Source organism: Hyphomicrobium album (assembly GCF_009708035.1).
In the GTDB taxonomy this organism is placed as follows: Bacteria; Pseudomonadota; Alphaproteobacteria; order Rhizobiales; family Hyphomicrobiaceae; genus Hyphomicrobium_A; species Hyphomicrobium_A album.
Genome location: NZ_WMBQ01000001.1, coordinates 2497646 through 2510494 on the forward strand (window position 1 = coordinate 2497646; position 12849 = coordinate 2510494).

The following is a 12849-nucleotide window of genomic DNA, read 5'->3' on the forward strand; positions in this document are numbered from 1 at the left end:
AGGGGATTTAGCGCTGCGCGGCCGCGGCTGCGGGCGTCTGGGCGCCAAGGCAGGGCAACCCTCTGCCTGCACTATCCCGAGGGCGCCGCAATCGGACGGCAAATTGTTGGGGGCCGATCGGTGCCATGCTAAGCCAGCAGTCAAAACTGTCTGGGGGAGACGTTTCCAATGCCTTTGCAGAACAAGTTTACCGTCGCCGCGCTTTGCTGCGCCGCTGCGCTTTTCGCTGCCGGCTCGCAGGCGGCCAGCGCCGCCGACTTCACCTACAATGAGAAGTCGAACGCCGATCTCGCCAAGAAGCTGAAGATCCCCGTCTACTTCGCCGTGCCGAAGAGCACCTGGGCGAAGCTCCCCGACATCAAGACGACCGACAAGCTCGTCGAGTTCAAGCACCCCGACGGCATCAAGGCGAAGGGCGACGTCGGCCTGCGCCTCGTCGTCGCCAAGCGCTCCGGCCTTTCGGCTCGCCTCGGCAAGAGCGGTCTTTTGCAGACCGGCGACATCATGCTGACGTTCCGCTCGGAGTGGGGCGGCGCCGGCGCCTATCCCAACATCCAAATGGGCATTTCGCACACGGGGTTCGCCTACGTCGACAAGAGCGGCAACCTGCGCAATCTCGACAACCCGATGGACGCCGAGTACGTCGGCCCCGGCAACCTGACGAGCTCGCACTACCGAACGCTCAACTTCCTGCACATCATCCGCCCGCGCAACCTCACTGATGCGCAGAAGGCGAACCTGCTCGCCTGGGCGACGAAGCTCAACGCCAGCGCCGGCAAGGTCTACCCGAGCCAGATCAGCTTCAACCAGGACTACAACAAGCCGAAGTATCAGCCGGGGCGGCCGCTCGACTTCGTGAAGACGTTCGGCCAGATCGCGCTCGGCCAGGGCAATTCCTCCGGCAAGCCGCTCGACATGTACTGCTCGGAGTTCGTTTGGTCGCTGCTATCGCTGCGCAACTGCGACCCGGCGAAGGACGCGGAAGCCTTCAAGGGCAGCCGCGTACCGTCGTGCGTGAAGGAACCGATGGAGCCGATGAATGCGACGGGCAATGTCCTGCCGACGCACGGCCGCAACTCCTACTCCGGCCTCGCCGACGGTCCGCTGCTGGTCATTGACCCGATGGAGCTGCCCGACGACGTGCGTAAGCCGCTGATCGACAGCATCTTCGTCGAGAACCCCGCCGGCATGTCGAAGATGTCGGTCGGCCATCGCACGGTCGCCGAGCAGATGCAGCCGCAGTTCGCGAAGCTCAAGGGCTACTACGTCGGCATGACTGGCCGCATGTGGCAGAACTGGCGCGCGCGCCTCATCGGCACCGGCTTCAACTGGGCCGGCATCGCCGAAAACTATTCGCCGACGTCGTTCCTCATCAACACGCTGCTGCCGCCCGACAACAACAACCGCAGCATGGACTACGTGGCGACGATCTTCATCGAGTAGGCGGAAGCGTCGCAATATGCACATCGATCGCCGGCGGTTCGTGCAGGGAGCGCTCGCCGCCTCCTGCGCGCTCGCCCCGCCGCTGCGCGCCGAGGGGCCGAAGGCGAGCGGCGTCTATATCGGCGACATGCATTCGCATCTGTTCTTCTTCGGAATGGGCGCCTCGCCGGAGCAAAAGCCGCTCGGTCCGACGATGGCGGCCGGCAACGCCACGCTCGTCGCCTGGTCGCTGGTCGGCGACGTTCCCTGGCTGCGCATCACCGGCAAGGGCATCAAGCAGAAGGGCTCGCCCAATCGCGGCGAGGCCGGCAAGTGGTTCGAGGACGACGTCGCCCGCATCAAGCAGCACCTTGACGGGCAGAAGCTGAAGCTGGTGCTGACGCCGGAGGACGTCGACAGAGCGCTCGCCGGCGAGCCGCACGTGGTGCTGACGGTGGAAGGCGCGACCTTCGTCGAGGACGGCATCGCGCCGCTGGCGCACGCCTACGAGCAGGGCGTGCGGAGTGTGCAGCTCGTCCACTACATCGACAACCCGTTGGGCGACTTCCAGACCGAGCCACCGCAGCACGACGGTCTCACCGAGCTCGGGCGTGAGGTGATCGCCGAATGCAATCGTCTCGGCATCCTCGTCGACCTCGCCCACTGCACCGACAAGGCCGCGCGCCACGCGCTGGACGTGGCGGCGCAGCCGGTGATCTGGTCGCACTCGTCGGTGACGCGCACGCGCACGCCCAATTGGAAGATGCCGGTGTGGCAGGCGCGGCAGCTCTCATACGACACGGCAAAGCTGATTGCCGACAAGGGCGGCGTGGTCGGCGTCTGGCCGATGCGCGCCGATGTCGGCGGCACGCCGGAGACCTACGCCGCGCGCGTGTGGGAACTGGGCGAGTGGCTGGGCGATGATCACGTCGCGTTCGGCACCGACATGAATGCGGTCTCGCGGCCGGCGATCGCCAGCTACGCCGATCTGCAGAAGGTCGTCCGTTTCTGGCAGAAAGCGGGCTTCCCCGCCGAGAGCATCGAGAAGATCGCCATCGGCAATTTTGCCCGCGTGCTGAAGCAGGCGATGGGCGCACGGCAGGCGTAGGCGCGCACCGCTGTCCATCACGCATGCGTCATCGCATGAGGGGTGCTTTTTCCGCATTCGTCCTTACAATGCGCTCTCAACCTTCGAATGAGGCCGCCAGGACGTATGCACCACGACACGCCGCTAATCGCCACCATCGTCGTGGGGCTCTGCCTCGCTTTCCTGTTCGGCGCCATCGCTCAACGCATTCGCGTATCTCCGCTCGTCGGCTATTTGCTGGCGGGCGTGCTGCTCGGTCCGCACACGCCGGGTTTCGTCGCCGACCAGTCGCTGGCGAGCGAGCTGGCCGAGATCGGCGTGATCCTGCTGATGTTCGGCGTCGGCCTGCATTTCTCGCTGAAAGACCTGTGGTCGGTACGAACCATCGCCGTTCCCGGCGCCGTGGTGCAGATCGCCGTGGCGACGATGTTCGGCATCGGGCTCGGCCATATCTTGGGCTGGTCGATCGGGGCCGGCATCACCTTCGGCTTGGCGCTGTCCGTGGCGAGCACCGTGGTGCTGCTGCGCGCGCTGCAGGAGCGGCGCATCCTCAACACCGAGCGCGGCCGCATCGCGGTGGGCTGGCTCATCGTCGAGGACCTGGTGATGGTGCTGACGCTGGTGATGCTGCCGGCGCTCGTGCCTATCTTGAACGGCAGCCTGCAGAGCGCGGCCGCCTCCAGCTTCGAGATGACGGAGATCGTCACCACGCTGCTGGTGACCATCGCCAAGGTCGCGGCGTTCGTCGCCGTCATGCTGGTGTTCGGCCGCCGGATCATCCCGTGGATTCTGCACTATGTCGCCCACGGCGGCTCGCGCGAGCTGTTCCGCCTGGCGGTGCTCTCCATCGCGCTCGGCTGCGCCTACGGCGCGGCACAGCTTTTCGACGTGTCGTTTGCACTGGGGGCCTTCTTCGCCGGCATGATCCTGAGCGAATCGGCCCTCAGCCAGCAGGCGGCATCGGAGACGCTGCCGTTGCGCGACGCCTTCGCGGTGCTGTTCTTCATCTCGGTCGGCATGCTGTTCGACCCGAAGATCCTCATCAACGATGCGCTGCCGGTGCTGGCGACCGTCGCCATCATCATCGTCGCCAAGTCGGTGGCGGCGCTGGCGATCGTGCGCGCCTTCGGCCGCCCGTGGGGAACGGCGGCGACCATCGCCGCCAGCCTGGCGCAGATTGGCGAGTTCTCGTTCATCCTGGCGACGCTCGGCGTCTCGCTGAACCTGATGCCGCAGCAGGGCCGCGAGCTGATCCTCGCCGGTGCGATCATCTCGATCCTGCTCAACCCGCTGCTGTTCATGCTGCTCGACCGCATGAAACCGTGGATCGAGGCGCGCGACGGCGTTTTGGCTCCGGTGGCACCGACGCCGGCCGCGCCCGCCCCGTCGCAGGTCGCCAAGCCGGCAGTGGCCGCCGAGATCGAGGCGACGACCCAGCGGGGCCACACGGTGCTCGTCGGCTGCGGCAGCATCGGCAAGTGGGTGTGCGAGGCGTTGGAAGCAGCGAACGTGCCGCTGTTCGTCATCGACGAGAAGGACGAGATCGTCGCCAAGCTGAAGGCGCGGGGTATCGAGGCGGTGGCGGCGAGCGCGCCGGCGTCGCTCGTGGCCGCCAACCTGCCGCAAGCGGCCGCCTTGTTCGTTGCGGTGCCGGAGGCGTTCGAGGCGGGCCAGATCGTCGCGCAGGCGCGTGCCGTCAACCGCGATCTCTACATCGTCGCGCACGCGCACTCCGACGAGGAGGCGGCCTACCTCGCGAACTACGGCGCTTCCGCCATCGTGCAGGGCGCCCGCGAGATCGCCGACGCGATGGTGGCGCGCCTGCCCACAAATCCGTCAGCCATGCAGTCAGGTCAGAGCTGCTAAGCCTCTGGCCAGATTTCATACTTCCGTCGATTTTGCCCCGCAGCAACGACGACGAATCCACCAGCTAGTTCGCGTAGGCGGAGCATCGATCATGCAGAGCCGGAAACGCATCCCGGGAAACCGGAATGCGGCACGCGCCACATTGGCAGCGATCATCGGCGCGGTCGCCCAGGCCGTCGCGGGAGCGGCGCTCGCGACGGAAGGCTGCCCGGCGGTGAACGCCGGGGCGCTCAACGCCGATGTGAGCGCCAACACGCCGGTTGCTCGGCACGTGGCCCTCGGCCAGGGCGACCAGCTGAGCTTTGCGGCCTACGGCGCGTCCGTGGCGCTCGTCAGTGGCCCCGGCGCGCCGGCGTCGCTGATCGGGGGCACCTCGGCGATATCCGCGACCTTCACCGCCCCCGTCAACGGCACCTACAGCTTCCGCTTCGCTGCCACTGATGCTTCCGCCGCGTCCGTCGCCGTCAGCTGCACGTCGACACGCACCGAAGCGGCCAACGCGGCGTTCCTGGAGCGGCGCAAGGGCCTGTTGAATGCGCGTGAGCCGGACCGTTTGCGCATCGACCGCGCACCGACTCCCATCGCCAATCCCGACAAGCCCTTGTCGAGCACCGTGATCATGGATGACGACGGCCGCGCCAAGGACGTCGAGTTCTCGGTCAGCCTGTCGGAGATCGCCGCGGCGACCAACGGCAGCAAGGCACCCCAGCCCGGATTGGTCGACTTCTGGCTCGAGGGACGCATGCAGAACTACGAGGAGACCAGCCTCGGCGCAGGCTCGACCGGCGGCAATCTCGGAGTTCTCTATTTCGGCACGCGCTCGATGGTCGGCCCCGACATCATGCTCGGCGCCCTGGCGCAGGTCGATCGCGGCGTCGAAAGCTACGAGTACGACACGCCGACGATGGCGGCGAAGGGCTGGATGTTCGGCCCCTACATGAGCATGAAGGTGGCTTCCGGCGTCACCTTCGACGGGCGCGCCGCATGGGGCGAGACGGAAAATGCCGTCGCCAGCTCGGAGATCGACGACAGCCTCACGGCCCGCCGTCTCGTGCGCGGCAAGCTCACCGGAACGCGCGACGTGAGCGGGTGGAAAGTCGCCCCCAGCGTCGGCGTGGTCTTCATCGAGGACGCGGTGCGCGATTCAGGCACAGGCGCCACTAAGGCTGCCGGCACGGGCAAAGTCGAGGTGCTGCCGGAGATTTCCAAGCGCTTCGCGGTCGACGATGCGACGTTCATCGAGCCGCGGGCCGCGGTCGGCGCCTTCGCCGGCTTCGACAATTGGCAGGCGCTCAATCCGGCTGTGACGGCAGTTCAGCCGACCGACGTGAACCTGAAAGCGGAGGCTGGCGTCGCCTATGGCGTGAAGGACGGATCGAGCGTTCAGGCGACGGGCGGCGTCGAGAGCGGCACGACGTCGGCAGCGACGCAGAACTGGAGTGGCCGGCTGCAGTTCAATGTGCCGCTCGGAAAATGACGCGGCGCAGCAAGTGGATCATTCCAGTTTTGTCAACATTTTCCTTACGGTTCCGCAATGGAAAGTTATTTCACGTGTCACACAAGTCACGTATAGTCCACGTTGTAGGTGATCAGAAACGGCTGCGGGTCGCTGCTTTATCGACAGAATACTGGTTTCCCCCGAACCGCCAATCCGCCGCAGCGCTGATCTTCCTGCAGAGGAGGTGACGCATGGCATGTCCGAAGATCGAGGTCCGCGGGAAGAGAGTGATTCTTCTCAGTGGATTTCACGACACGGTCAAAGCAGCCCGCCCCCAGGTCGTTCTCGGTGAGGCCGACGTGAAGGAAGCCGAAGGGCTTCGCCGGTCGGCTAGACTAAACCCCGATGCGGTCGCTTTCGGCTACATAGCCGGCCGCTGGGTGCCCGCCGCCTAGCAGAGAACCCGGGACGTTCGTCCCCCGCCTGGATGTTCGAGATTGCAATCCCCAGACCCTCCCGGGCCTGGGGATTTGCTGTTCATGGGGCGCATCGTTAGATAGGGGCCAGCCGCATCACCGGATCGACATGGTTCTGACGCTCGACACGCCATCCGCCATCGCTGCGGCCGACAAGCCTTCGCTTGCCGGTCTTGGCCGCGAGGGGCTGCGCGCGGCGCTCGCTGCCGCCGGCGTGCCGGAAAAGCAGCAACGCATGCGCGTCAACCAGCTCTATTCGTGGCTGTACGTGCGCGGTGTGTCGACTTTTGACGCGATGACCGACGTGGCCAAGGAGCTGCGCACCGAGCTCAGCCAGCGCTACACGCTGGCGCGGCCGGAGATCGTCACCGAGCAGGTATCGGTCGACGGCACGCGCAAATGGCTGCTGCGCTTGCCGGCGCTGGGCCGCGACGGCAAGGCGCCCGAGGTCGAGACCGTCTACATCCCCGAGAGCGAGCGCGGCACGCTGTGCATCTCGAGCCAGGTCGGCTGCACGCTCAACTGCACGTTCTGCCATACGGGCACGCAGCGTCTCGTGCGCAATCTCACGGCCCAGGAAATCGTCGGGCAGATCCTGCTGGCGCGCGACCGCATCGGCGACTGGCAGGGCGCAGAGGTCCCCGGCGATGGGCGCCTCCTCCCATCCTCCGATCGCAAGATCACCAACATCGTGCTCATGGGCATGGGCGAGCCGCTCTACAACTTCGACAACGTCAAGGCGGCGATGGAGCTGGCCGCCGACGGCGAGGCGCTGTCGGTGTCGAAGCGGCGCATCACGCTGTCGACGTCGGGCATCGTGCCGGAGATCGCCCGCTGGGGTGCTGAGACGGGAACGTCGCTCGCCATCTCGTTGCACGCGGTGCGCGATGAGTTGCGCGACGAGCTGGTGCCGATCAACCGCAAGTATCCGATCGCCGAGCTGCTCGAGGCGTGCCGCAACTATCCGGTGCTGTCGAACGCGCGCCGCATCACCTTCGAATACGTCATGCTGAAGGGCGTCAACGACAGCCTTGCCGAGGCGAAGGAGTTGGTACGCCTGCTGGCCGGCATTCCCGCCAAGATCAATCTCATTCCCTTCAACCCGTGGCCGGGCGCGCCATACGAGTGCTCCGACTGGGAGCAGATCGAGCGGTTCGCCGAGGTGGTGAACAAGGCAGGCTACGCGAGCCCGGTGCGCACGCCGCGCGGACGCGACATCCACGCGGCCTGCGGCCAGCTCAAGTCGGCGAGCGTGAAGCAGCGGGCGAGCGAGCGGGCGCTGGCGGACGTGGCGACGAGCGGTAGTGGGGCCTGACCTAGCGTGATGATCGTGAAATTCGCTAACATCAGCTGCGAGGTATCGAGCGAATTTCTCGATCTGAATCACGCTAGCAAATCAATGGTTCTAGTGCCCCTTATGATTCCGAAGTTCGCTCCGAACCCCGGCTGCAAGCTTTGGCGAACTTCGGAATCGGGGCACTAGACGTGTTCTGGAAGACCGCCGGCCGCATCCTCATCGTCATCCCCTTCGCGCTGATCATGTCGGCTATCGCCGCGCTGTTCGTGCTGGTGACCCTGGGGCTGGAGCGCATCACTCAGTTCCTGCACGTCAATCCGATCGGCAATGAGGACGTGGAGACGATCTTCGCGGTGATGAACCAGGGGATGATGCTGATGGCGAGCATCACGCTCACCCCGGCGCTGCTCATGGTGGTCATCGGCGAGGTCGCGCGCATCCGCTCGATTGCCTACTACGTCCTGGGCGGGGGCATCGCCCTCGCCGCCATTCCGCTGCTCGCGCGTTATGGGCAGGCGGGAACGGTTGCATCCTCGGAAGCGCTGGTGTGGCAGGTGTTCGCCACAGCCGGTTTCGCCGCCGGCTTCGTCTACTGGCTGATCGCCGGCCGCAACGCTTAGGGTGCCGGGCAACCCCTCACCCGGAAGCTCATTTGCATTCGCTTCCGACCTCTCCCAATGGGAGAGGTTAGGGGCGCCACTGTACTTAACCTCTCCCAGGGGGAGAGGTCGGCTGGACGCGCGAAGCGCGACAGCGGGAGGGGGTTGCGCCTATTAGGCAGAAGCGCCGTTTAGGGTTGAGCCGGGCGACTTTGGGCCTATAGACTTCGCACGCGGCATAAACCGAGCGAGCCCGGCCATGATCACGATCACGCTGCTGCGCGTCCTATTCGGCTTCATCATCGCCTGCCTCGTGGCCGGCGCGGTGACCGTCGCCTTCGTCGTGCCCCCGGCCGACATCGCCAATCTGCCGGCGGAAGCCCAACCGGAGCGGCTAGCCAACGCCGGCGTGCTGGCACTGCTTGCCGCGACCCATTCGGCGATTTTCGCTTTCCCATTCGCCATGCTGGCCAACGGCATCGGCGAGATGTGGCACGTGCGCTCGTGGCTCTACTACGCGGTCGTTGGGCTTTTGATCGGCGCCGGCGGCTTCGTCGCCTATTACGCCAACGAGGTGGTTGGCCAGCCGTCCATCTTCAACAGCTATGCCCTCACGTCCTTTCTGACGACCGGCACGCTTGCCGGTCTTGCCTACTGGCTTGTCGCCGGACGCCGTGCCGGCGGCAAGCGCGCCGATGCGCCGCCGCCCGCAGCAGCGCCGCCGAGCGCCGCTGAACCGGCTGCGCAGACCGCGTGACGCCGAAAGTCCAAGTGATCTCACGCGCAATTGTCTTGTTGCATTGCAGCAATCGGATTACGGTTTCCGCAGTGCTTGCGGGGGCAAGGAGAAGGCGCGCCGCATGCTAGACCCCGAGCTTCAGAAGCGCTTCGCCCGCAGCTGCACCGATGCCGCGTTCGGCTATTCGGCGGCGAGCACCGCCGCCTATGCGGCGATGGCCGATCAGGTGCTGAGCTTCTGGTCGGGCGTGCTGCAGCCGACGCCGCCGAAACCCGAGCCGAACCCCTGGCAATGGCCGGTGCCGTTGGCGCCGCCGTCGTCTGCCTTGGCCGCCTTCGACCCGTTTGCATGGGCGAAGCCGCTGGCACCGGCCCCGGCGCCTTTGCCGTCCAATCCCTTCGAGGCCATGGCGGCGTTCGCCACCGCCATGAGCGGGGCGCTGAGCGCGATGAGCGCAATGCCCGTGCAACCGGTCGCCAATGCGGCAAATCCGATGGCCGCGTGGCTGACGATGATGCCGTTCGCGGCGCCAACAGCGGCGTGGCCGATGGCCTACGTGATGATGTCGTCGGGCGTGCCGCACGCCGTTGCCTGGCCGACCGCCGAGGCCAACGCGGCCGTGCTCGACGCGGCCAATATGGCGACGCGCTCGATCAAGAAGGTGTTCGCCAGCTATCAGGCGGAAGGCGGCCACGCCGCGGGCGGCAACGTCTGGCCGCCCGTCGACATGCTGACGCTGATGACGGTCATCCCGCTGAACATCGGCACGATGTTCGCGACCCTGCGCATGCCATAACGCGCAGCGGGAAAAGGCTCGTCCGGAGTGGCGGTTAGACCGCCTTCTTGGCCATCTGCTGACGCGGCTTCAGGCGGCAGTGGGCCTTCCTGGTCTTGCCCTGTTTGGTCGTAATCTGCTGCTTCCAAAAACATTCGGCCTTGGCGCCGCAAGCGGTGAGGTCGAGACCGACGCAGACCGACGGCGGCTTCTTCTCGGTTTTGGCAGGTTTCGTTTCCTCGGCAGCGATGGCGCTGGCGGCGAACGCAAGGGTGACGGCGGCGGCCAATGCAATGCCGCGCGCGACGTGGGTACGCATAAAAATACTCCCCCGATGGGTGTCCCCGCGGCCAACGAGTACCATAGGTTGCATAGACCGCAAATGGAAAAGCGCCGGCGCTTGCAGTTGCCAGATCGGGTTGTGGCAGCGGCGCCATCGCCGAGCACGGTCGCCGACGAGGTCGACATGACCCGCGGAGCGATCTCCAAGATCGTCGCCCGGCTAGAAAGCGAAGCGCCTCGCGACGCACACGGCGAGCCCCGTTGGGCGCCAAGCAAGCGGCGCCGATGCCTATGGCAAAGCCGTACATAATTTCGTACAGGCAGGTGCGTCTTCGAACCCCAAAGAGCCCCCATGACCTCGAAAGCCAAGCCGATCAAAAAGGTCGTGCTCGCCTACTCAGGCGGCCTCGATACCTCGATCATCCTCAAGTGGCTGCACCAGACCTACGGCGCCGAGGTGGTGACGTTCACCGCCGACCTCGGCCAGGGCGGCGAGATCGAGCCGGCGCGTGAGAAGGCGCTGATGCTCGGCATCAAGCCGGAGAACATCTACATCGAGGACCTGCGCGAGGAGTTCGTGCGCGACTACGTGTTTCCGATGTTCCGCGCCAACGCGCTCTATGAGGGCGTCTACCTGCTCGGCACCTCGATCGCACGGCCGCTGATCGCCAAGAAGCAGATCGACATCGCGCGGGCCGTCGGCGCCGACGCCGTCTCCCACGGCTCCACCGGCAAGGGCAACGACCAGGTCCGTTACGAGCTGTCGTATTACGCGCTCGAGCCGGGCATCAAGATCATCGCCCCGTGGCGCGACTGGGAGTTCAAGAGCCGCGAAGACCTTATCGCCTTCGCCGAGAAGAACCAGATTCCGATCGCCAAGGACAAGCGCGGCGAGGCGCCGTTCTCGGTCGACGCGAACCTGCTGCACTCGTCCTCCGAGGGCAAGGTGCTGGAGGACCCGGCGGTCGAGCCGCCGCCCTACGTCTACCAACGCACCATCTCGCCGGAGGAAGCGCCCGACAAGCCGACCGTCATCACCGTCGGCTTCAAGAAGGGCGACGCGGTCTCGGTCAACGGCAATCCGTTGAGCCCGGCCAATCTGCTGGCGACGCTCAACGACTACGGCCGCGACAACGGCATCGGCCGGCTCGATCTTGTCGAGAACCGCTACGTCGGCATGAAGTCGCGCGGTGTCTACGAGACGCCCGGCGGCACGATCTTGCTCGCCGCGCATCGCGCCATGGAATCGATCACCCTCGACCGCGGTGCCATGCACCTGAAGGACGAGCTGATGCCGCGCTACGCGGAGCTCATCTACTACGGGTTCTGGTTCTCGCCGGAGCGCGAGATGCTGCAGGCGGCGATCGACAAGAGCCAGGAGCACGTCGAGGGCGAGGTGCGGCTGAAGCTCTACAAGGGCAACGCCACGGTGATCGGCCGCGAGAGCCCCAAGTCGCTCTACTCCTCGACGCTCGTCACCTTCGAGGACGACAAGGGCGCCTACGACCAGAAGGACGCGGCAGGCTTCATCAAGCTCAACGCGCTGCGCTTGCGCACTCTAGGCCTGCGCGACCGCAAAAGTTGAGAGGCATGCAAGGGGCGGCGCTTGTGCCGTCCTCAGGCTTCTTCGCGGTGGTGGACGCTTTCGCTCACGACGAGCGAACTCTTCGCGTTCGAGACAAATGTCCCGGAAATCGCGAATGCGTTGCGCAAAATTTGTGCACGTAAGGCACCCGGCCGGCCCGCGCTCAGTGGGCACGGCGCGGGCAGCAATTGTTCTAAGCGAGCTAATAACCCTGGTGGCAATCCCGCCGTTCTTGTCGACGCCGTTGCAGCTATCGTCCTCGCCGAGCTGAGGGCTCAACGGGTTCAGTCAATCAGAGTGCATATTGGGAGTGTTGGACCATGCCGACGTTCACCACCAAGGACGGCACGAAGCTCTACTACAACGACTGGGGCAAAGGTCAGCCAGTCGTATTCAGCCACGGGTGGCCGCTTTCCGCGGACGCTTTCGAAGACCAAATGTTCTTCCTCAGCGAGCGCGGCTACCGCTGCGTAGCTCACGATCGCCGCGGGCATGGTCGCTCCGACCAGCCGTGGAACGGCAACGATATGAATACATATGCCGACGACCTGGCCGAGCTCGTCGCCCATCTCGATCTCAAGGATGCCATTCACGTCGGACATTCGACCGGCGGCGGCGAAGTGGCGCGCTATATCGCCCGTCACGGCACGAAGCGCGTCGCCAAGGCGGTGCTCATTTCGTCGGTGCCGCCGCTCATGCTCAAGACGCCGAACAATCCCGGTGGCACGCCCATCGAGGCGCTGGACCAGTTGCGCTCCGGCGTGCAAGGCGACCGCTCGCAGTTCTTCAAGGATCTGAGCTTGCCGTTCTACGGCTACAACCGTAAGGGCGCGAAGGTTTCCGAAGGCGTCCGCGAATCCTTCTGGCTGCAGGGCATGCTGGCCGGCTTCCCGGCGGCGTACTTCTGCATCAAGGCCTTCTCCGAAACCGATCAGACGGAGGACCTGAAGAAGTTCGACGTGCCGACGCTGATCATCCAGGGCGACGACGATCAGATCGTCCCCTATCCGGATGCCGGAGCCCTGCAGGCGAAGCTGATCAAGGGCTCCGAGCTCAAAGTCTACAAGGGCGCGCCGCACGGTCTGTGCACGACACTCAAGGATGACGTGAACGCCGACTTGCTCGCATTCATTCAAGGCAAGGCCGTCAAAGCCGCGAGTAAAGCCGCCTGACGATGCGATAGCGGTGTGCGCCCCGCGCGGGCGCACACTGTCAGTGCTGCAGGCCGGAGCCAAGCTCACAGGAATTGCGCCATCGGATGATTTTGTGGGTGGAGATTGCGT

General features: G+C 65.5%; 12 protein-coding genes. 11 read left to right on the forward strand and 1 reads right to left on the reverse strand.

What is annotated here, in order from left to right; all coding sequences use genetic code 11:
• Nucleotides 1-168 precede the first annotated feature (168 nt).
• The 9 genes from GIW81_RS11930 to GIW81_RS11970 all read left to right on the forward strand — a co-directional run bounded on the left by GIW81_RS11930 (nucleotide 169) and on the right by GIW81_RS11970 (nucleotide 9720).
• Nucleotides 169-1443, forward strand: a complete 1275-nt coding sequence (locus GIW81_RS11930) for a hypothetical protein (RefSeq protein WP_154739388.1) — start codon at nucleotides 169-171, stop codon at nucleotides 1441-1443.
• Between the two features lie 16 nt (nucleotides 1444-1459).
• A complete protein-coding gene (locus GIW81_RS11935; RefSeq protein WP_154739389.1) occupies nucleotides 1460-2530 on the forward strand; it encodes a dipeptidase in 1071 nt (356 codons plus the stop codon).
• Between the two features lie 105 nt (nucleotides 2531-2635).
• Nucleotides 2636-4375 carry a YbaL family putative K(+) efflux transporter gene (gene ybaL, locus GIW81_RS11940; RefSeq protein WP_154739390.1) on the forward strand — a complete coding sequence of 580 codons (1740 nt, stop codon included), beginning with the start codon at nucleotides 2636-2638 and terminating at the stop codon, nucleotides 4373-4375.
• 91 nt (nucleotides 4376-4466) lie between these two features.
• Entirely contained in the window at nucleotides 4467-5852 is a 1386-nt protein-coding gene (locus GIW81_RS11945) for a hypothetical protein (RefSeq protein WP_154739391.1), read from the forward strand.
• A 212-nt stretch (nucleotides 5853-6064) separates the two neighbouring features.
• Complete coding sequence (locus GIW81_RS11950) at nucleotides 6065-6268, forward strand: hypothetical protein (RefSeq protein ID WP_154739392.1); 204 nt, start codon at nucleotides 6065-6067, stop codon at nucleotides 6266-6268.
• Nucleotides 6269-6398: 130 nt separating this feature from the next.
• Nucleotides 6399-7604, forward strand: a complete 1206-nt coding sequence (rlmN, locus tag GIW81_RS11955) for a 23S rRNA (adenine(2503)-C(2))-methyltransferase RlmN (RefSeq protein ID WP_154739393.1) — start codon at nucleotides 6399-6401, stop codon at nucleotides 7602-7604.
• Nucleotides 7605-7774: 170 nt separating this feature from the next.
• The gene (locus GIW81_RS11960) at nucleotides 7775-8206 is read left to right on the forward strand and encodes a hypothetical protein (RefSeq protein WP_154739394.1); all 432 of its coding nucleotides are present in this window, start codon (nucleotides 7775-7777) and stop codon (nucleotides 8204-8206) included.
• Between the two features lie 238 nt (nucleotides 8207-8444).
• Nucleotides 8445-8942 carry a hypothetical protein gene (locus tag GIW81_RS11965; protein ID WP_154739395.1) on the forward strand — a complete coding sequence of 166 codons (498 nt, stop codon included), beginning with the start codon at nucleotides 8445-8447 and terminating at the stop codon, nucleotides 8940-8942.
• 103 nt (nucleotides 8943-9045) lie between these two features.
• Nucleotides 9046-9720 (forward strand): hypothetical protein, encoded by a 675-nt coding sequence (locus GIW81_RS11970; RefSeq protein ID WP_154739396.1) that lies wholly within the window; start codon nucleotides 9046-9048, stop codon nucleotides 9718-9720.
• A 34-nt stretch (nucleotides 9721-9754) separates the two neighbouring features.
• On the opposite strand, the gene GIW81_RS11975 is transcribed toward GIW81_RS11970, so the two are convergent.
• A complete protein-coding gene (locus GIW81_RS11975; RefSeq protein ID WP_154739397.1) occupies nucleotides 9755-10018 on the reverse strand; it encodes a hypothetical protein in 264 nt (87 codons plus the stop codon).
• A 315-nt stretch (nucleotides 10019-10333) separates the two neighbouring features.
• Here GIW81_RS11975 and GIW81_RS11980 point away from each other — a divergent pair, with 315 nt between their 5' ends.
• Nucleotides 10334-11566 carry an argininosuccinate synthase gene (locus GIW81_RS11980; protein WP_154739398.1) on the forward strand — a complete coding sequence of 411 codons (1233 nt, stop codon included), beginning with the start codon at nucleotides 10334-10336 and terminating at the stop codon, nucleotides 11564-11566.
• 320 nt (nucleotides 11567-11886) lie between these two features.
• The gene (locus GIW81_RS11985) at nucleotides 11887-12738 is read left to right on the forward strand and encodes an alpha/beta fold hydrolase (RefSeq protein WP_154739399.1); all 852 of its coding nucleotides are present in this window, start codon (nucleotides 11887-11889) and stop codon (nucleotides 12736-12738) included.
• Nucleotides 12739-12849 lie beyond the last annotated feature (111 nt).

What these genes read in the sequence shown, in the direction of transcription:
- rlmN (WP_154739393.1), top strand. Translation starts at nt 6,399, where the DNA reads ATGGTTCTGACGCTCGACACGCCATCCGCCATCGCTGCGGCCGACAAG.
- ybaL (WP_154739390.1), top strand. Translation starts at nt 2,636, where the DNA reads ATGCACCACGACACGCCGCTAATCGCCACCATCGTCGTGGGGCTCTGC.
- GIW81_RS11950 (WP_154739392.1), top strand. Translation starts at nt 6,065, where the DNA reads ATGGCATGTCCGAAGATCGAGGTCCGCGGGAAGAGAGTGATTCTTCTC.
- GIW81_RS11965 (WP_154739395.1), top strand. Translation starts at nt 8,445, where the DNA reads ATGATCACGATCACGCTGCTGCGCGTCCTATTCGGCTTCATCATCGCC.
- GIW81_RS11930 (WP_154739388.1), top strand. Translation starts at nt 169, where the DNA reads ATGCCTTTGCAGAACAAGTTTACCGTCGCCGCGCTTTGCTGCGCCGCT.
- GIW81_RS11980 (WP_154739398.1), top strand. Translation starts at nt 10,334, where the DNA reads ATGACCTCGAAAGCCAAGCCGATCAAAAAGGTCGTGCTCGCCTACTCA.
- GIW81_RS11970 (WP_154739396.1), top strand. Translation starts at nt 9,046, where the DNA reads ATGCTAGACCCCGAGCTTCAGAAGCGCTTCGCCCGCAGCTGCACCGAT.
- GIW81_RS11945 (WP_154739391.1), top strand. Translation starts at nt 4,467, where the DNA reads ATGCAGAGCCGGAAACGCATCCCGGGAAACCGGAATGCGGCACGCGCC.
- GIW81_RS11975 (WP_154739397.1), bottom strand. Translation starts at nt 10,018, where the DNA reads ATGCGTACCCACGTCGCGCGCGGCATTGCATTGGCCGCCGCCGTCACC.
- GIW81_RS11935 (WP_154739389.1), top strand. Translation starts at nt 1,460, where the DNA reads ATGCACATCGATCGCCGGCGGTTCGTGCAGGGAGCGCTCGCCGCCTCC.
- GIW81_RS11985 (WP_154739399.1), top strand. Translation starts at nt 11,887, where the DNA reads ATGCCGACGTTCACCACCAAGGACGGCACGAAGCTCTACTACAACGAC.